The organism is Sebaldella sp. S0638, from assembly GCF_024158605.1.
GTDB lineage: Bacteria > Fusobacteriota > Fusobacteriia > Fusobacteriales > Leptotrichiaceae > Sebaldella.
Window position 1 is genome coordinate 63,457 of sequence record NZ_JAMZGM010000004.1, and the last position, 20,436, is coordinate 83,892.

The following is a 20,436-nucleotide window of genomic DNA, read 5'->3' on the forward strand; positions in this document are numbered from 1 at the left end:
AATATGAGAGATAACCAATAGAATAGAGCATTTGTTCAAAAAAAATTGACAATTATGTTTTTTTATGAGTATAATGTTATTGACAATTGAATTCGGTAGGTGAGGTTAACTCAAGGGATACGGATTGCTGCCGCGGAAAGATGGAGACATTTTTACGTTTTGGTTTGAGCAGTCTAGGTCGATTCAAGGCCTAGAATAATGCAATTTCATTGCCCTGAGAAGCTAAAACTCGTACGATACTGTAATAGTAACTTCGCCGTCTTTATGTGGCGTTTTTTTATTTAAAAATAAATTCAGGAGGTGGAAGAAATGCCGGAAGAACCCAGTATGAATATAGAGCACAGGAGAATTACATATAATATGAATATATACACGGAAAAATGGAAGGATTTCTTCCACCGTATTATAATGAAATAAATTTTGGGAATATTATTGTATGAAATTCTCCAAGGCTTTATATTTTAAAAATTTAGAATGAAAATAAATAGCTTTGGAGGTAGGACAATGAAAAAAAGAGAAAATGTTCAGTCTTTTTCTGCTGCAGATTTATTCAGATATGCAGAAATGGACATGAACGGGGTATACGAAGGACTTAACAGCAGCAGCAGAGGTCTCAGCGAGGAAGATGCAGAAGACAGGCTTGAAGAATTCGGATTAAACGAAGTAAAGCATAATAAGCAGGAAACATGGCTGACACAGCTGTCAAAAGCATTTATAAATCCTTTTGTAATAGTATTAATGCTGCTTGCGGTGGTTTCGTTTATAACTGATGTATTTATGGAAACACAGGGGAAAAAAGACTGGACAACAGTTATAATAATAGGGCTTATGATAGGAATAAGCGGAATGCTGAGATTTGTTCAGGAAATGAGATCGAACAAAGAAGCTGCAAAGCTGAAAGCACTTGTTCATAATACAAGTGATGTATTGCGTAAAGACGGGAACAGAAAAGAAATTCCCATGGTAAATGTAGTGCCGGGAGATATTGTAAGACTTGCGGCGGGGGATATAATTCCCGGAGATTTGAGAATAATATATTCAAAAGACTTATTTTTGAGTCAGTCTATGCTTACAGGAGAGTCAGAACCGGCTGAAAAATATAATGTTATAAAAGACCCTGACAGGAAAAAAACAGTTCTTGAACTGGATAACATATGTTTTATGGGGACAAACGTAGTCAGCGGAAGCGGAATTGCTATAGTTGTTAATACAGGAAACAGAACATATTTTGGTTCTATGGCAAAAAGTCTTGCTGAAAAAAGACCTGAGACAAGTTTTGATAAAGGTGTAAACAGTGTAAGCTGGCTTTTGATAAGATTTATGCTTGTAATGATACCGCTTGTATTCTTTATAAACGGAATAATAAAAGGTGACTGGTTGAGTGCGTTTTTATTCGCTGTTTCAATAGCTGTAGGACTTACACCTGAGATGCTTCCGATGATAGTTACTACAAATCTTGCCAAAGGCGCTGTTTTTATGTCAAAGCACAAAACAGTGGTGAAAAGTCTGAATTCAATACAGAATTTCGGTGCAATGGATGTACTTTGTACTGATAAGACAGGAACTTTGACACAGGATAAAATAGTGCTTGAAAAACATCTTGATGTACACGGCAATGAAAATGACAATGTCTTGAAACATGCTTATCTGAATAGTTATTATCAGACAGGTTTGAAAAATCTTATGGATTTGGCAGTTATTGAATATGGTGATGAAATCGGACTGGCAAAAATACAGGATAAATATGAAAAGGTGGACGAGATTCCTTTTGATTTCGCAAGAAGAAGAATGTCGGTAGTGATAAAGGATAAAAGCGGAAAGACACAGATGGTGACTAAAGGAGCAATCGAAGAAATGCTTACTATATGCAGTCACACTGTTTATAACGGAAGAGCTATAGAACTCACTGATAATATAAAAGATGAAGTGATAAGAAAAGCAATGGAGCTTAATGAGGATGGTATGAGGGTAATAGGAGTCGCTCAGAAGACTAATCCGAGAAGTGAAGGGCTGTTTAGTGTGGAAGATGAAAAAAATATGCTTTTGATGGGGTATATAGGTTTTCTTGATCCGCCTAAAGACAGTGCCGTAAAAGCTATAAAGGCACTTCAGGAATATGGTGTCAGCATAAAAGTACTTACTGGTGACAATGAAATAGTAACAAAAAAGATTTGTAAAGAAGTGGGAATAGAAGCAGATAAGATAATACTCGGTGTGGAAGTAGAGGAACTTAGCGATACACAGCTTGAAAATATTGTGGAAGAGACAACAATATTCGCAAAATTATCTCCGCTTCAAAAATCGAGAGTAGTAAAATCCCTGCAAAAAAGAGGGCATACTGTGGGATATATGGGAGACGGTATTAATGACGCACCGGCACTTAAAGATGCAGATGTGGGAATATCTGTGGATACTGCAGTAGAGATTGCCAAAGAGTCGGCAGATATTATCCTTCTGGAAAAAAGTCTTATGGTTTTGGAAGAAGGAGTAATAGAAGGAAGAAGAACTTTCGGGAATATAATAAAATATATAAAAATGACTGCAAGCTCGAATTTCGGTAATATGTTCAGTGTGCTTGTAGCAAGTATATTTCTGCCTTTTCTGCCAATGCTTCCTATACATATATTAATACAGAATCTTATTTATGATGTTTCGCAGATTTCAATACCATGGGACAAAATGGATGAAGATTATCTGAAACAGCCAAGAAAATGGGATGCAGCCGGAATAAGCAGATTTATGATTTTTATCGGGCCGATAAGTTCAATATTTGATATAGTTACTTTTTTGGTTATGTGGTTTGTATTTAAATGCAGTGCGGGAACAGAAGCGGCACAGGCTTTGTTTCATTCAGGATGGTTTGTAGAGGGACTTTTGTCTCAGACACTGATCGTGCATATGATACGTACAAAAAAGATACCGTTTATACAGGACTCAGCATCATTTCCTGTATTGGTATTTACACTCCTTGCAATGATAATAGGGATAATAATACCTTTTACTTCATTCGGGCGTTCGGTAGATCTTACTGCACTTCCTCCGCTTTACTTCTTGTGGCTTGCAGTAATTCTGATATCATACTGTTTCCTTACACAGGTTGTAAAAAAATGGTATATAAAAAAGTTTAATTCATGGCTGTAAGATAAGTGTTTTATCCTGTATTATCAAGAATTGATAAAAGCGGACACGGCAGTTGTCAGTTGCTTTTAATAAAATGTTGGTAAGATATATTTATACATACATATTACCCTGATTATTTATTTTCAGGGTAATTTTTTTAGTTTGAGTTTTCAATAAAATATTTATATACTTTGAATTTAGTGTTGTTGCATAGTTTACTTCTGCTGGGAAAATTGTCAGTCAAATGAAAATATAATGGAATTTAGAAGAATAATAGCATATAATGTACATGTGTTTAATAGAAAATAAAAAATATACCTTTTAGGATAGGAGAGATAATTAATGAAAAGAGTCTATTCGGGAATTATCCTGATGTTAACATTATTGATAACTGTAACAGGATTGAACCAGAGTATAGCAGCAACTAAAGTTAATTTGTCAAAAGATGAAGTTTATAAAATTTCTAAAGAAGCAACAATATATGGATATCCTACAGTGGAATTCTACAGAATTATGTATCAGCAGGCAGTAAATACCAGTGATCCACAGTTTAAGGCACCTTTTAACCAGATAAAAAGCATAGCAGAAGCAGCAGGGCCTAAAGACAGCGGAATACAGACAATAAATGCAGATACGCCTTATTCTTATCTTTGGCTTGATTTAAGAGATGATGCTGCAGTAATTACTATACCGAAAATTGAGAAAAATCGTTATTATTCTGCTCAGATTATAGATTCTTATACATACGACGTGGATTATTTAGGAACAAGAAAAGACGGTAATGACGGAGGGAAGTTTCTAATAGCAGGACCAAAGTGGAACGGACAGGTTCCAGCAGGAATAAAAAGAGTAGTGAAAGTAAATACTGATTTTATTTATGTATTATTCAGAACACAGCTTTTAAGTGAAAAAGATCTTCCAAATGTGGCTAAAATACAGGCAGGATATAAAGTGCAGACATTAAATGAATATCTTGGGAAAACTGTGGATAAAAAAGCAGCGGTTATTAATTGGCCTCCAATCAGCAAAGAAAATGAGTTTAAACCGGAAAATTTTTATAATTATCTTAATACAATGCTGCAGTACATGCCTGAGTACGCAGATGAAAAAGGGCTGAGAGCAGAATTTGCAAAAATAGGCATTGTTCCCGGCAAGGCATTTGATATGAGCGGTATGACACCGGATCAACAGAAGGCAATGGCTCAGGGAATACAGGATGCTCTTAAGGAAATTCAGACAAAACTGGAAGCAAGTCCTGATTCAAAGGGATTCTTCGGATCGAAAGAAACACTTAAGAATAATTATATGATGAAGTCAATGGCAGCAATGGGCGGACTTTTCGGAAATGTTGAAGAAGAAGCTATGTATATTTTTTATTTGAAAGGTTCAGACGGTGTAGTTTATGATACAGGGAAAAATAATTATATACTTCACTTTGATAAAGATAAGTTACCACCTGTAAAGGCTTTCTGGTCTATAACTATGTACGAGAAAAATTCTTATGCAATGGTAGAAAATCCATTAAATCGTTATCTGGTAAACTCTGCGATGATACCGGATTTCAAAAAAGATAAAAACGGAGGAATAGACATATATATACAGAAAACTTCTCCGGGGAAAAATCTGGAATCAAACTGGCTTCCAGCACCTGATGGGGAGTTCTATATGGTTTTAAGAGCATACTTGCCTGAGGATACTCTGATAAACGGCAGCTGGCAGAAACCTGAATTACAGATAAATAAAAAATAAAATTAATGATACTATATTTTAAGGACTGATTTGGAAATATTCTGAATCAGTTCTGTTTTATTTAAAAAATAAAAAAATATATTAATGTTGCTTTTGTTAAAAAACAGGGTAAAATTGATTATAGTATCTTATACGAAATGAAGTAATGGAGGGATTTATGGCGAAAAAATTTTCTGATGAAGTATGTCTGGAGAATTACTCCGGGATTTGTGAGTTATTTAATAAGGTGATACCGGATCACAGACGGTTTTCAGTGGTGTATGCCTGTGGAGTAGATGTAGGAATGACAAATTTTATAGTCGTTCGCAAAACTACTTATACATATTCCAGTTATGCAGTGGGATTCGATACAAATGAAGCAGAGATTGTGATATTACCTATAGACATTGATATGGAGACATACGGTACACCGGTATATCTGAAAAAATCCGAGATTGACAAAGCGAAGATAAGCTGGCTGTCAAAAGAAATAACTATACGTGACAAAAGACTGCCGAAAAAATATATTCAGTTTAATGTTCCTGAAATGATTAATCAGGATCCTGACAATGTTGTTATTCCTGTGAAGCAGGATGAGGAAGCCAAAAAATTTATGGAGTTTTTTAAAAAAGATTATTCAAAATAAAAACAGTTTTTTTTATAACAGTAATTCCAAAAATGGGCATGCAAAAAAACATAGGCTCATTTTTTATTAAAATACTGGTCTTTTTTCAAATAAAGTATTGATTTTATTGATACAGAAATGTTATATTATTAACATACGCAGATATGATCTGATTTTGCGGGAAAATAAATTTTCAGGGAGGTTTTTTACAGATGAATGAACTCATAGAAATAAGAGAAGCACAGGAAATGGACACAGGTACCATTCTGGAGTTTATAAAGGAGCTTGCAGTATATGAAAAATTACTTCATGAAGTTACTGCTGATGAATCTTTATTAAAAAAGACTTTGTTTGAGACTGAATATGCTAAGGTATTAATAGCTGAATATGACGGTAAACCTGCCGGTATGGCTTTATATTTTCACAGTTATTCTACTTTTCTGGGAAAACCGGGAATATATCTCGAAGATCTTTACGTAAAAGAAAAATATCGTGGTATGGGTCTTGGTAAACAGCTGCTGAAAAAACTGGCAGAGATATGCAATGAAAATGACTTTGGAAGACTGGAGTGGTCTGTTTTGGATTGGAATAAGCCCTCAATAGATTTTTATGAAAGTCTGGGAGCTGACAGTCAGGATGAATGGATAAAGTACAGGGTAGACGGCGACACATTAAAAAAACTTTCTAAATAGAAAGAATTAAGGAGAGAACATGAAATTAAACATGAAATTACTTCCGGGTACTTACTCAGTGATACAAGTAAAGGATATTTCCAAAATTAACTTTGAAAAATTCGGGGAATCATTTTTTAATCTTTGTATTACTGAAGATGAAATATCAGTTCTTTTGAATCAGGAATACTCTGGTTTTATAGATGAAAAAATAAATGAGGAAACAGGATTTAAGTGCCTGAAGATAGAAGGAGTACTGGACTTCGGCGAAATAGGAATAATTGCTAAGATAAGCAATATTCTGGCTAAAGAAGAAATAAGCATTTTTGTAGTGTCTACTTATAATACAGATTATGTTTTGGTGAAAGATAACAAAATAGCACATGCCGTGCATGTGCTGAAAGAGAATCAAATTAATATATCCGAAATTTCTACTCAGGTATTGTGCTAGGAAGATAACATTCCAAAAAAGTTTTTGAATATTTAGGATGATCGCTTATTACCGTTCTTTTTTCGGTAACAATAAGATCCATTTTTATATCATTTTTACTAGTGGGAATATTATCGTACAGTTGAAAATCATAACAAATACCTACTTTTAATACAGGCTTATTTATAGACGACAGAAAATTATCATAAAATCCTCTGCCATAGCCTATTCTGCTAAGATTCTGGTCAAATACCACACCGGGAACAATTATAAGATCTAAATTTTCCGGATCAGCATAATCAGTATCCGAAGATTCAAGAATACCAAATTTATTTTTAACAAGTTTGGAAGTATCCAAAGTATTTATTTTCATTGTTCCATCTTTAAATGTTTTTGGAATAAAGAAGTTCTTATTTTTATATTGCTTTACAACATTGGAAATAGCAACTTCGTTTTTTATTTCCATAAATATTAAGATGTTTTTGTAATAATCATTGTTTAAAATGCAGAATAAGTTATTAAGTATGGTTTGTGATTTATAATTTACAAAGTTGGGATGCAGACGATTTCTAATATTTAGATTGAAGTCTCTTATTTCGGTTTTAGCCATTTTTTTATCACCTCTTTACATATTATAGATTATTATAGCATATAAAATATTTTAATAACATACTCTTATTACAAAAAAATGAGAATAATTAAAGGGTAAATAAAAAATATATCAGGAGGATTTGATGAGTAAATTCAAAAAAATTATTTATATTTTACTTATTATGGTTATATATCTGATATTGATATTTATTCAAATAACACCTAAGATATCTTTTAAGGGACAGGTAATGGGGATTCCGGTTAAAGAGAGGGTTTATATCTATCCGGATAAAAATATCAGTATTTCCAAAATAGATGACAGATATACAGGGATAATAAGTCCCAGTGTAGTGGTGCTGTCACCGGGAACACACGAAATAAAGGCTGAATATAAAAGAGGCAGAGTAAAAGGGGAGTATTATTTCGAACCTTATAACTATCCTCCGGGAACAAAAGTAATAGTTACCGCCACAGAAAAAAGGGGTGTCAGAAATAATCTGGCATTTGATCTGAAGCTGGGTGAGGAGAAAGCTGATAATAGTCCTAATATACTTGAATATATATTTTATACTATTTCTACTTTAATTGCTTCGATTACAGTATTTGTACTGACGAAGGAATTAAAAATAGTAAGAAGGTATGAAAGAAGAGCCCGTATAAAAGAAGGTGCTTTTTTGAAAACCGCAGAGAATCTTTATCTGTACAAAATAAACGGAAAAAGAATAAATATCAAAAGTATGAGAATACCAGAGGGGAAATATTTCTTTGATATTATTTATAAAAAGAAAAATGAAAAGAGTTTTTTTGGCAGAATTACTTTTATACAATTTGATAATGTAGAAATAGAGATAATGGACAGAGATATTCTGGAAATAGGTTATCTTATAGAAAATAAAAAAATAAGGTTGGACTTTAATTTAAAACAGGAGAAGAAATGATATATTTAGATAATGCAGCGAGTACGAAAATAAGGGAAGAAGTATTGGAAACCGTAAAGGATATTTTATTAAATGAATATGCGAATCCTGATGCTGCACATGAATTCGGGCTGCAGGCAGCCAAAAGGATAAAAAGTTCGAGACAGGTAATAGGAGATGCTCTGAATGTCAGCGTAAAGGATGTTTATTTTACTTCCGGAGGCTCAGAAGGAAATAACATTATAATTCAGGGTATAATAAACGGCAATCCGAGACAGGGGAAACATTTGATTACCACCAAAATAGAGCATCCGTCTGTATATGAGATATTTAAGGAATATGAGAGAAACGGCTTTGAAGTGACTTATCTTAATGTGGATTCAGATGGAATGGTGAAGCTGGAAGAACTGGAGGACAGTGTACGTGATGACACTGTTTTGGTTTCTGTAATAGCTGTAAACAGTGAGACAGGTGTAATACAGGATTTGGAAAAAATAGGAAATATAGTAAAGCAGAAAAATAAAAATACATATTTTCATTCGGATTTTGTGCAGGGATTAGGACATATAAAAATAAATCCGGTAAAATGCCGGCTGGATGCAATGACTGTAAGCAGTCATAAAATATATGGTCCCAAAGGCACAGGAGTAATTTATCTTTCAGGTAATGTTAAAATAAAACCTCTTATTTTCGGGTCAAATCAGGAACAGGGAGTAGTACAGAAAACACTGAATTCATCAGGAATTGCAGGGTTTGGCAAAGCTGTGCAGATCGCTTATGATAACTTTTCAGAAGAAAATGAATGTATAAGAGAGGTAAGAGACTACCTTCAGGACAGAATTCAGAAGGAAATAAGCGATATAAGGGTAAATACCCTTGGGAAAGGTTCTGTTCCTCACATACTGAATGTTTCATTCAGGGGAATACAGGGAGAAGTTCTTGTACATTTTCTTGGAATGAGCAAAATATATGTTTCCACAGGTTCGGCATGTTCATCAAGAAAGGGGAACAGCAGAATACTGGAAAGTATGGGGCTGACACAGGAAGAAGTTGCCGGAGGTATAAGATTTAGTTTTTCTATATTTAATACCAAGGAAGAGATGGATGAAACTGTAAAGGCTTTGAAAGAAGCTGTAGAAAATATAAGAATGATGAAATAAAATATAGATAATAAGGGACAAATTGCCAAAGTTCCTTATTTTTTTAATTCTGTATTTTTATAAAGAAAAACTGCCTCAAAAATTACTTTGAGACAGCTTTTTTTTCTATACAGCTTTTTCTTATTACAAGTTCTGTGGGGAGAATCACTTTTTTACTGAGTTTTCTGCTGTCGCGGATTCGTTCCATAAGTAGATTTACTGTAGTTTCTCCCATAAAGTCAGTATATATTTTTACTGTAGTAAGGGGAGGACTCATATATTGAGCGATGGAGATATCATTAAACCCTACTATGGAGATGTCATCAGGTATTGAGAGTCTGTGTTCTTCCACAGCTTTATATGCTCCGATCGCTATAGAATCATTCGCCAGAAAAAAGGCGCTGGGATGGTTTGTTTCATCTAAAATTTCGTTCATATATCTATAACCGCAGTCAGATGTGAAGGCCCCTATCTTTACAAAATTTTCATTATAAAGTCCTTTTTCCTTCATATATTCAATATAATGAAACTGTCTGAAATCTATGGTGCGTTCGCCGTTTATAACATCAGAACCGCCTATAAAACCTATTTTTTTATGTCCTAAGTCTAAAAGATAATCTAAGACCTTTCTTACTGATTTTCTGATATCAAATATTACACAGTCTATATTTTCATCCTCAATGTAAATATCACTGAAAATAATATTCTGATTCATTTTTTTTACAGTATCTATTTCATTCTGGGAAAAAAGTCCTGTAAGTATAATTCCGTCAAGATCTTTCAGGCTGTCTGATATTGCTTCTTTTTCTAAAATTTCATATTTTACATTATTTTGTTTTAAAGATTTTTCTATAGCAAGTCTCGTAGAAAGATAATAAATATCATCCAGTTCTTCCTGCTCGGAATAGCCTTTGATAATACTCACTCTGTAGCTGTTCTTTTTAGTTTTGGGCTTTTTTTCTTTCAGGTATTCCAGCTTTTCAGCAATTTCAAATATTTTCTTTCTCGTTTTATCAGTAACTTTTAGGGTGTTGTCATAATTCAACACTCTGGATACTGTAGCTATAGAGACATGAGCTTTTTCAGCAATATCTTTTATGGTAGCCATATTTTTCTCCTTTTTCACCAGATATTATTTATACTTAATAGTATTATAATAGGTATATTTTGTCAAGATTTTCAGGTAATTGAAGCTAAAAAATAATTTTTTCTCCTGCTAAATCCAGATCATTTATTTCTTTATTATTATATAATGATAATTTTACAGACAATCTGAATTTTTCAAATCTGCATTTGTATTCCTCCAGTTGTGACTGCCCGCATGAATTAGATCCGAGACCATTTTGTTTATAATCAATGTTTAGTGTAATATAGTCTCTTTTTTTAAGATCAGGTGTATGTTTTGCAGTTTCAAGATCAATATCCTCAAAAAGTCTCGCACTAAAGTCGAATTTTTCCTCGGAAACTACCATAATGCCCATTCCTCTGTCATTAATGAGTCTTGTCCAGCTGCATCTGCTTCTGCTGCCGTTTTCCTGTGGTTTTACATAGTTTGTAAAAAGTCCGTCTACATTATTTTCATAAAACCCGAATAGTTGTGATTCTTTGGAATCAGGATAAGATTCTCCAGGTCCTTTTCCATACCATCGCACATTGTCACAAGCTTTATTTAATCTGAGCTTGACCCCTATACGAGGAATCATCTCAGGAGCCAGACTGACAATGCCGGAAGGAATCCCCTCGATATCGAATAATATTGTGCCGTCAGAGAAAACTTTATAAGTATATGTACTTTTATAGTACCATGCAGCATTAGGCGTACCATTCACTGTTTTTACAGATATTTCGATATAGTTATCCATAACTTTATACTGAAAACTTTCTGTATTTTCTGTCATAAGGTTCATAAAATATTTTTTATAATAGTCGTCCAGAAGATACATGTCGTTATCAATAGGAGCACGCCAGAAATTCAATTCCGGCCCGTTTTCCAGAATTTTGAGTCCGTCTTTTTCAGCGAAAATCAGTCTTCCTGTGATTTTATCAAAGGCACATTTGAAATCAAGACCGTAAATACTTAATTCGGATTGTGTTTCCGCTACTGAAAGCAAAGTATTGATTTTTTTATCATAGAATTTTGTTTTTTCGCTGAGCTGAAATTGTGCAGTTGCTAGTTCATGACCTTCATCAGTCCAGTTAGTACGTTTGTTTACTCTGTATGAAATGTTCAGAAAATAGTCATGTGTATTTTTATATTTCATATCTTTCAGAGCCTCTATGCAAACATCTTTTACATCTCTGGCATTTATATCAAGTTCCAGCCTGCCGCTTTTTATTACTTCGTTATCTTTATGTATGCTGTAAAACATAGTAAGAATATTCAGATTGATAAAGTCATAACGGCTTGTAAGCCTTAAAATTCCGTTGTTTAAATCTACAGCATCAGTCTTTACAGGCTCAATCACTTTTTTGTATTCAGAAAGGCTTGGAGAAGGTGTTCTATCAGGCATTAACAATCCGTCGATACAGAAATTACTGTTATTAGGATTATCCCCGAAGTCTCCTCCATATTTATAATAAGGATTTCCGTTTTCATCAGCTGCCTGAATACCGTGATCAAACCATTCCCACACAAAACCGCCCTGTAAGTGATCATATTCATAAAAAAGATCCTGATATTCCTTGAAATTTCCCGGTCCGTTACCCATAGCATGGGCATATTCACATAGAATATGAGGTTTTTTAGATGTCAGCGCTATATCTTTCATAAAAACTTTTTTTACTGAAGGTGTTTGAGTGTTCTTTTCAAGCCATGTGTACATAGTGGAAAAAACATCGGTAACCTCTGCTTCAAAGTCACCTTCATAATGGACAAGCCTTGTAGGATCAGTTTTTTTGGCATATTCAGCCATAGCTCTGAAGTTATCCCCGAAAGCTGACTCATTTCCCAAAGACCACATAATGATTGAAGGATAATTTTTATCTCTTGCTATCATTCTTTCGAGCCTGTTAATATAAGAGCTTTCCCATGCAGGGTCATTACTGATCCAGTCGTATTTTTCCGTAAGTTCAAAACCGTGACATTCAAGATCAGCCTCATCTATTACATAAAGACCATATTCGTCACATAAATCGTAAAAATATGAAGAATTAGGGTAGTGAGCTGTTCTGACTGCATTTATATTATTCTGTTTCATTAATATAACATCTTTTACCATTTCTTCCTTTGAAACCACACGTCCGTTAACGGGATTATAGTCATGTCTGTTAACGCCCTTGAGCTTTATAGCTACATTATTAACAGTAAAAGTATTGCCTTTTATCTCGATTTTTCTAAATCCTACATTTTGTCTGGTAACTGCGAGAATTTGCTCCCCTTTTTTTAATGAAATAACAAGGGTGTAAAGATTCGGAGCTTCCGCAGACCATTTTTCAGGGTTCACTATTTTTTCACTTATACTATTATAATTGCCCTCAATATTCTTCTCAATATCAAGTATTTCATTATTTTTACAGTCAACTAAGAGATATTTTACACTACAGCCCTGAACATTCCCTCTGAAATCTACAGAAACATTCAGTAAGGAATCAGTATAATCTTCATCAAAATCTGTGGTAATACAGATATCATCAATACTGTCAGAAGGCTCGGAATATATTTCCACATCTCTGAAAATTCCGCTCAGCCACCACATATCCTGATCTTCAAGATAAGTACCGTCTGACCACTGATAGACCCTGACAGTAAGTTCATTTTCACTGTTCTGAATGTAATCGGTAATGTCAAATTCTGCTTCATATCTGGCACCTTTGCTGTAACCCAGCTCTTCGCCGTTCAGGTAAACATGAAATGCAGAATCCACACCATGGAATTTTAGTATAATTCTTTTGTTTTTCCATGAATTGGGAATAGAGAATGTCCTTTTATATATACCTGTAGGATTCAACGAAGGTACATAAGGAGGATTAATAGGAAAATTGTACCATAAATCCGAATAGTGCATTTTTCCGTATCCCTGCATCTGCCAGTTTCCCGGTACTGTGATATTATCCCATTCCGATGTGTCAAAGCTTTTATCAAAAAAACCTTCGGGAGAATATTCCGGTGCATCCAAAAAGAGAAATTTCCATACTCCGTTCAGGCTTTTGGAATTTTGCATTTTTCTGTTATCAAGGGCGGAGCTGATATCTTCATAAAGCTTGAATTCAGCTCTTTGCTTTAGTCTGTTTATATTATTAATATTTATGTTTTCCCATATTTTCATTGTTTTGTCCTTTCTTGTTTACAGGGAGTAAGAATTGTTATTCAGTATTAAAAATACTGCTGATGTCCATGCAAATCCCTTGTCACGCAAACCTTTGCCGGTTTTGGCATCAAAATTCTCGGCCAGTCCGCCTGTATGTACTAAATTCAGATATTTAGCCGAAAGATTTTCTGCGAATTCTGTATCACCTGTATGATGCAGAGCATCTATCATAATCATCATAACGGGTGCCCAGACAGGCCCCCTCCAGTAACCGTCAGGATTATAAAAAGGACTTTTCAGGCTTTCTGTAGCCAGTCCGTAATCAGTAAGAAATCTTCCATCTTCTTTTAAAGCGGCAGTCATTTTATCTGAAATATTTGACGGAAGAAGTTTCCCCAGAATAAGGGGAATATATGAAATAAGCGAATCCCCGTTTGCTACAGGAATTTTTTTACTTCCTTCGGCTTTTTTGGAGATAAATTTTTCGCCTGTCCAGAATTCATTAATAAGAATATTCAGGAACTCATTGCTTTTATTATTCCAAAATTCTTTTTTATCATTAAGAGAAAGCTTTTCTGCAAGCTCTGAAAGATAATTCATCTGTGTTATCAAAAAGCTGATAAGATCAGGACTTTCAAGCGGACCTCCGTCATGAAAAACGGTGCTGTTATCCCAGCCTGAATCATTTCCGTGGTAGTATTTCGGAACAGGATCATTTTTATAAGTTCTGTATGTGAACCAAAAATCTGTCCATCTGGAAATCATATTATAGATCATTTCCAGTTTATCACTGAAAAACTCAGGGTTTTTATCATACATATATTTTATAGCCCATCCGTGTATCGGCGGCTTACAGCAGCTGAATGAAGCATATCTGTCATTTATATAATCTGGAAAAAGCCCGCTTTCATCCTGTACTGAATAAAATGACTCTAATTGAGCCCATGCCAGCTCAGGATGATTTTCTATAAGAGACATCGCCACAAAGCAGTTATCCCAGCTCCATATATTAGTCATCCAATTTTTGGACATATATACAGCATCATGTGTAAGGACACCTTCGCTGTATACAGTATTATTCCAAAGAACATAAGCTGCAAGGTCATTTTCTCTTTTATACTGAGCAGGAGCAGGAAAGCTTTTCAGCCATATGGAAAATTCATTTTTTATTTTTTCAAGACATAAGTCAAAGTCCTCATATTCTTCTTTTGGAAGATAAACACTTTTATAAAAATGAAGAACACATTCAAAGCTCTCACCGTATATTTCAGCCTGTACCTTTTCGCTTCTTTCTTCATTCCACGGGGCAGTGATAGCAGTTTCTCCGGTAAGCGGGATAAACATAGACTTTATATGCTTTGAATAACTGTTGAATTCCCAATTGTTGTTTTCATGTGAAATAATATGGTCGTAAGACTGGTTATTTAGTGTAAGTCTAAGGGAACATTTTTTTCCTCTTATTCTTATTTCGTTTTTTTCGGAAACAATCAGTTCGATTACTCCGTTTTTACCAGTAAGCTTAAGTCTTTCAGGCTCCATATCTATTTCATAATCCACAGGAATACCATCTACGAGCATTTCTGCCAGAAGAAAGTTTCCGAAGTCTTCGTCGCCGCCGCGTATATTTCTGATATAAAGTCCTTTTCCCAGTTCTTTTTCTTCTTTATAATAACTCACCGAAAGAAAAGAACCGTATCTGCTGAATGATATATCTTCTATATTTATTTTCATTTTTTTCCTTTCGATTTTCAGTCCGGCAGTCTTGTATTCATTTTACTGCCGGAACATAGTCTTTTATTATTTTTATTCAAAAATCTTATTAACCTTTTAACCCTGTGGAACTTACTCCTTCTACAATATGTTTCTGAGCTATAAAGAAAATCAGCACAGGAGGAATACATATAAGAGTAGTAATAGCCATAATAGCTGTGGTATCCACGCCAAACACCCCTTTGAACTGGGCAAGTCCCAGTGTAAGTGTATATTTGCTCTGGTCATTCAGGAATACAAGCGGCCCGAGATAGTCATTCCATGTATTCAGAATATTAAATATAGCGACCAGAATCAAAGCCGGTTTCATAAGCGGAAGATATATTCTCCAGTAAATCTGGAATGCGTTTGCCCCGTCTATTCTGGCTGCTTCATCAAGTTCTTTCGGAATTCCCAGCAAAAACTGCCTCAGCATAAAGATAAAGAATCCTGATCCGAAGAATGACGGTACGATAAGAGGTTTTAAGGTATTAATCCACCCGAATAAGTTAAACTCCATATAAAGGGGAATCATGGTAACGTCCCATGGGATCATCATTGTAGCAAGTACAATTATAAAAAGAAAATTTTTCCCTTTAAAATTAAATCTTGCAAAGCCGTAAGCAATCAGTGAAGATGAAAAAACCTGTGCCACAGTGGTCATACCCACTACAATAAGCGAATTTTTCAAAAACATGCCAAATGGCTGTAACTGCCACGCATTTCCAAAATTTTCAAATTTGAACTGTGAGGGTATCCATTTTGGCGGAAAAAGAAAAACTTCATTGCTGGGCTTTACAGATGTACTGAACATCCAGTAAAACGGTGCCAGAAATAACAGTGAACAAAAAATCAGCAATATATAAATAAGGAGATTTTTTAATAATTTATTTGTTTTCATATTTTTCATAAATTTCGGCCTTTCAATATTATTTATAGTTGTGTGAAACTATTCTGCCGAATATACAGGCAGTGTTTCATATCAGGCTTTCTGAACAGATTTTTTCAGAAACCCGAATTTTTTCTTTGTTTTTTTATTTTTGGATACCTCACCCTCGTAGTAAACCCACATTGATGAGGATTTGAAAACAAGCAGTGTCAGCAGAAGGATAATGATAAACATAAACCATGCATTAGCTGAAGAATATCCCATTTTAAAGTATTTGAAAGCATTATCATAAACATACATAGCGTAAAAATATGTGGCTCCCGCAGGACCTCCTCCTGTAAGCAGAAGGGCAAGTGTAAGCTGCTGGAACGCATTTATAATACTTGTAATAACATTAAATAATATAGTAGGGCTTAACATAGGCAGAGTAATCTTAAAAAACTTCTGAACCGGATTCGCTCCGTCCACCTCTGCTGCTTCGTATAACTCTTTGGGTATATTCTTAAGTCCTGTAAGGAATATAAGCATCATAGTTCCCTGTCCCCAAAGGCTTGCAAGTACCATTGATATGACAGCCCATTTGGAGTCCAGAAGCCAGTTAGGCCCCTGGATATGTATAAGTGAAAGGAAGTAGTTCAAAATTCCGTATTCCCCGCTGTAAACCCATGACCATATCATGGCAAGCGCAACACCTGATATTACAGAGGGAAGATAAAATATAGTCTTGAATATTCCACTGCCCTTTACATTCTGATTCAAAAGAACTGCGAGAATAAGTGCAGTAATAATATTCAGGGGAACAAACAAAAAGGAAAATTTGAATGTTATTCTCAGTGATGCCCAGAACTGCGGGTCTTTGGTAAGCATAGTCTGATAATTTTTTATACCTACGAATTCGGCATCTCCCACAATAGGCCAGTTAAAGAAGCTGATAACCAGTGAAAAAATCAACGGCCCGAGGGTAAAAAGCAAAAATCCTATAATCCATGGTGATATAAACAAATACGGAGTAAGGTTAAGTTTTTTTGTTTTTTTAGAAATTGCTATATTCATACAAAACTCCTTTTAATTTAGTAAATGTTCTGATTTATTAACCACATCAGCAAGACCTGTTTTGGCGTCTGTATTGCCTATAAGAATATTTTCAAGTGCCATGGCAAGGTTTCTCTGAACTTCTTTCCAGTTTTTGTTCAGTAAGAAAGCAGGAGTATTATCAGATGTTTCCAGCATTTTATAAAAAGGAGCCATCATTGGATCATCAAGAATTCCGAATTTTTCAACAAGGGATTTTCTTACAGGAAGATCAGCTACTCTTAGCTTTGCAGCTTCTTCACTGTTATAAAATTTTATGAATTCCCATGCGGCATCTTTATGTTTTGATCCTTTCCACATAGATACAGCAGACACACTCATAACACTTTTAGGCGGATTAGTACCTTTTCTTGGTAAAAGAGCAACACCAAAGTCTATATCTGCTGACTTAAATCCGTTCATAGGCCATATACCGCTTTCCCACATAGCTATTTTCTGAGCTTTGAAAATATCGTCGCCAGACTGCTGATCTTTACTTCCTACAAGCACTCCCGCTTTATTTTTAACAAGGTCTGCAAAAAGCTGTGCAGCAGCAGCACTTTCAGGAGAATCCATATATCCTTTAAGTGTTTTACCGTCAGGACTTATATATGAACTCCCGAAACTCCATAGAAACTGCTCAAAATCATAAGGATCCGGTTTAGCCAGAACACCAAAACCATATATTTTTTCATCAGGTTTGCTTAATTTCTGAGCTTTGTCTGCGAATTCTTCCCATGTCCATTCTTCTGTAGGGTAAGGAACATTTGCCGCATCAAAAAGTTTTTTATTGTAATAAATTACGTGTGTAGTAAATCCGGCAGGGATTCCGTATGTTTTTCCTTCAAGCTGTACATAGTTCATAAGTCCTTCATAAAAATCTTTCATATCAATTGAATTATCTTTTTCAATATATGTGTTTAGGTCTTCAAGTGATGAGCCGTAAGTAGGAAAGTCCCACATGTACATTACGTCAGGGGCATCTTTAGCACCAAAGGCAGCGACCAGTTTCTGGTCAAATCCGTCACCGTAAGCTTCTACCTGAACCTTTATTTTAGGATTTTTCTCCTCAAACTTTTTTGCTATTTCTTTTTGGATATTCAGTGCTTCACCAGTATCCCATGTAGCGAATCTAAGTGTTATGGTACCGTCAGCCGCTTCCTTTTTTTTATTCCCTCCGCCGCATGAAACAAGTAAAAGCAACAGCAGCAGGTTAACTATAAATATTTTTTTCATATTACATTCCTCCTAAATTTATATAAAAAATTCAATTTTGTTTCGGAAATTATTATTGCTGCAAATATAAGCAGACATCCGATAAGTAATTTTGAAGTAAACTGTTCATTTAAAATAAGTATTGAAAATAATGCGCCAAAAACTGTTTCTGTGGATAAAATTACCACTGTTTTAGTGGAGCTGGTATATTTCTGCGCGGCAGTCTGTATAGTGAAAGCCAGAAATGTACTGAATACACCAAGATATAAAGTGGCAAGCATACCTTGCGTACTTATTCCGAAGTTAACCTGTCCAGCGATTACCGCAGAAATTATTGAAAACAAACATGCAAAGACTATTTGTAAAAAAGCAAGAACTAAGGTGTCATGGATTTTGGCAAAATAATCAAGTGCAATAATATGAAGAGCAAAAAACAAAGCACAAAAGAGAGTATAGATATCTCCCTTATTCATGGAAAAGCTCCCCAGTTCGTTCATATCCACAGACAGAAGGCATATGCCCAAAAATGCCAGCAGTGTGGAAAACAGTGCAAATTTATCAGGCTTTTTCTTAAAGATAATCCAGCATAAATATGGTACGAAAATTACATTTGTTCCTGTAAGAAATGCATTCTTGGCAGATGTGGTATACTGGATTCCTATTGTTTGTGTGGCAAAAGCCGCGTATAAGAATATTCCCGTAACAATTCCGGCTGCTATTTCTTTTTTGGTGATTTTTGATTTATGGTAAATTATTAAGAATAATAATGCCATACCCGCAATGCCAAATCTGAGTGCCATCATCCAAAACGGTCGTACACCGCTTTCTACAGCTATTTTAGAAGCTGTGAAGCCTGTTCCCCAGATTACTGCAACAAGAAGCAGCATAAGATCGGCAAAATAATTTTTTTTTATGTTTTTACCCTCCTTTTAGTAAAATAATTTTTTCGATAATATCAATGAAAATAGTGTTATTTCAAATATTTCTATTAATATGATAACATCATTTTAGTAAAAGTCAATACAGTTTTACTAAAAAATATTTTTTAGATTGATGGAAGCACTTATTTTAAAGAATTTGAATAAGGTGAAAAAGTATAAAAACATGATGTAAATTTTTTTGACAGATGAATTTTAGCTTCGCTTGACATTTATTTAATTTCACGGTAAAATTAAAGTGGGTGACGAAAGATATTTTTTAAAAAATTATTGGTATAAATAAAGCATTTGAAACACAGTAAAAACAGGACATGAGGAAAAACAATCTTTGGGAATTTACATCTGTCAATTTAGAAATATTCTATATTCTTTTCTAAAAATCAATTTTACGGGAAACTAAAAAAATCATTTTATATTATAGAATCAGCTGTTCTGAAAGAGTGTAAGAACAGGTTTTATACCATATATTTTTTATCTTTTCAAAATTAGAACGAAAATTCGATCAATTCGATATAACCATCTGAAAATATCACGTCAATACCTGTCATTTTAAAATCCAACAAGGCAATTAATTTTTTAATTGATAAATAATAAAAGAGGGCGGTAACCGGGGAAGAGGTTATCTGGTATTTGTATAACTTAAAAATTATTATGTAAAAATGCAGTAAGGAAGGTGACATATGAAGAATGTGTTAGGACAGGTAGAAAAAAGGTTAAAATCATGCCTCAAGCATAACAAAAAGGTAAAATATTCAAAAGCGCTGGCTTTGACCTTTTTGTTAACTGGGGGATTTTTGAGTGCTGATCAGGCTGAATTACCTGAGGATGCGAATTTCGTGAAGGTAAGCGAAAATCTGAATAAGCGTATCAAAGAGCTGAGGCAGGAAAACAAAAAGAAACTGAAAGACAGCAGACTGGAACTGGAAAGGCTTGAAAAGGAAGGGGATCAGGTAATAAAATCTCCATGGGACAGCTATATATTTTCTTCATTTTTCAGCTTTAAGGACATGGATAAAAAGGATAAGGTCTGGAAATACGGAACAAGAACAGATACAGAACAGGACAGAATGAGGAATGTTCTTGGCGGATAGCAGGGAAATTACATA

General features: G+C 34.5%; 16 protein-coding genes and 1 riboswitch. Of the genes, 8 read left to right on the top strand and 8 right to left on the bottom strand.

The genetic code is table 11. The annotated features are described in order from the left end of the window. The first annotated feature begins 84 nt into the window (after positions 1–84). Positions 85–251, top strand: a riboswitch (M-box (ykoK) riboswitch). Between the two features lie 253 nt (positions 252–504). The 5 genes from mgtA (at position 505) to NK213_RS02430 (ending at position 6,595) form a co-directional block, all read left to right on the top strand. Continuing rightward, a complete protein-coding gene (mgtA, locus tag NK213_RS02410) occupies positions 505–3,141 on the top strand; it encodes a magnesium-translocating P-type ATPase (RefSeq protein ID WP_253346353.1) in 2,637 nt (878 codons plus the stop codon). Positions 3,142–3,462: 321 nt separating this feature from the next. After that, a complete protein-coding gene (locus NK213_RS02415) occupies positions 3,463–4,869 on the top strand; it encodes a DUF1254 domain-containing protein (RefSeq protein ID WP_253346354.1) in 1,407 nt (468 codons plus the stop codon). 157 nt (positions 4,870–5,026) lie between these two features. Continuing rightward, entirely contained in the window at positions 5,027–5,494 is a 468-nt protein-coding gene (locus NK213_RS02420) for a hypothetical protein (protein ID WP_253346355.1), read from the top strand. Positions 5,495–5,685: 191 nt separating this feature from the next. Continuing rightward, the gene (locus tag NK213_RS02425; RefSeq protein WP_253346356.1) at positions 5,686–6,165 is read left to right on the top strand and encodes a GNAT family N-acetyltransferase; all 480 of its coding nucleotides are present in this window, start codon (positions 5,686–5,688) and stop codon (positions 6,163–6,165) included. A gap of 19 nt (positions 6,166–6,184) precedes the next feature. Continuing rightward, positions 6,185–6,595, top strand: a complete 411-nt coding sequence (locus NK213_RS02430) for an ACT domain-containing protein (protein WP_253346357.1) — start codon at positions 6,185–6,187, stop codon at positions 6,593–6,595. Here NK213_RS02430 and NK213_RS02435 read toward each other — a convergent pair. Continuing rightward, entirely contained in the window at positions 6,576–7,184 is a 609-nt protein-coding gene (locus NK213_RS02435) for a 5-formyltetrahydrofolate cyclo-ligase (protein WP_253346358.1), read from the bottom strand. The two genes, NK213_RS02430 and NK213_RS02435, sit on opposite strands and share 20 nt — an antisense overlap. Before the next feature lie 124 nt (positions 7,185–7,308). On the opposite strand from NK213_RS02435, the gene NK213_RS02440 reads away from it, so the two are divergent. Next, positions 7,309–8,103 (top strand): hypothetical protein, encoded by a 795-nt coding sequence (locus NK213_RS02440; protein WP_253346359.1) that lies wholly within the window; start codon positions 7,309–7,311, stop codon positions 8,101–8,103. Further along, positions 8,100–9,242 carry a cysteine desulfurase family protein gene (locus tag NK213_RS02445; RefSeq protein WP_253346360.1) on the top strand — a complete coding sequence of 381 codons (1,143 nt, stop codon included), beginning with the start codon at positions 8,100–8,102 and terminating at the stop codon, positions 9,240–9,242. The genes NK213_RS02440 and NK213_RS02445 overlap by 4 nt, the downstream gene beginning before the upstream one ends. 82 nt (positions 9,243–9,324) lie before the next feature. Here the strand turns inward: NK213_RS02445 and NK213_RS02450 are convergent, their stop codons facing one another. The 7 genes from NK213_RS02450 to NK213_RS02480 all read right to left on the bottom strand — a co-directional run bounded on the left by NK213_RS02450 (position 9,325) and on the right by NK213_RS02480 (position 19,279). After that, positions 9,325–10,329 carry a LacI family DNA-binding transcriptional regulator gene (locus NK213_RS02450; protein ID WP_253346361.1) on the bottom strand — a complete coding sequence of 335 codons (1,005 nt, stop codon included), beginning with the start codon at positions 10,327–10,329 and terminating at the stop codon, positions 9,325–9,327. Between the two features lie 85 nt (positions 10,330–10,414). Beyond that, entirely contained in the window at positions 10,415–13,486 is a 3,072-nt protein-coding gene (gene ebgA, locus NK213_RS02455) for a beta-galactosidase subunit alpha (protein ID WP_253346362.1), read from the bottom strand. An 18-nt stretch (positions 13,487–13,504) separates the two neighbouring features. Beyond that, positions 13,505–15,199, bottom strand: a complete 1,695-nt coding sequence (locus tag NK213_RS02460; RefSeq protein WP_253346363.1) for an amylo-alpha-1,6-glucosidase — start codon at positions 15,197–15,199, stop codon at positions 13,505–13,507. Between the two features lie 88 nt (positions 15,200–15,287). Further along, positions 15,288–16,127, bottom strand: a complete 840-nt coding sequence (locus NK213_RS02465) for a carbohydrate ABC transporter permease (RefSeq protein WP_253346364.1) — start codon at positions 16,125–16,127, stop codon at positions 15,288–15,290. Positions 16,128–16,199: 72 nt separating this feature from the next. Further along, the gene (locus NK213_RS02470) at positions 16,200–17,159 is read right to left on the bottom strand and encodes a carbohydrate ABC transporter permease (RefSeq protein ID WP_253346365.1); all 960 of its coding nucleotides are present in this window, start codon (positions 17,157–17,159) and stop codon (positions 16,200–16,202) included. 12 nt (positions 17,160–17,171) lie between these two features. Beyond that, positions 17,172–18,413 carry a sugar ABC transporter substrate-binding protein gene (locus NK213_RS02475; protein WP_253346366.1) on the bottom strand — a complete coding sequence of 414 codons (1,242 nt, stop codon included), beginning with the start codon at positions 18,411–18,413 and terminating at the stop codon, positions 17,172–17,174. After that, on the bottom strand, positions 18,410–19,279 hold the full coding sequence (locus NK213_RS02480; RefSeq protein ID WP_253346367.1) for a DMT family transporter: 870 nt from the start codon (positions 19,277–19,279) through the stop codon (positions 18,410–18,412). The genes NK213_RS02475 and NK213_RS02480 overlap by 4 nt, the downstream gene beginning before the upstream one ends. Positions 19,280–20,010: 731 nt before the next feature. Here NK213_RS02480 and NK213_RS02485 point away from each other — a divergent pair. Next, entirely contained in the window at positions 20,011–20,421 is a 411-nt protein-coding gene (locus NK213_RS02485; protein WP_253346368.1) for an autotransporter-associated N-terminal domain-containing protein, read from the top strand. The last annotated feature ends 15 nt before the right edge of the window (positions 20,422–20,436 follow it).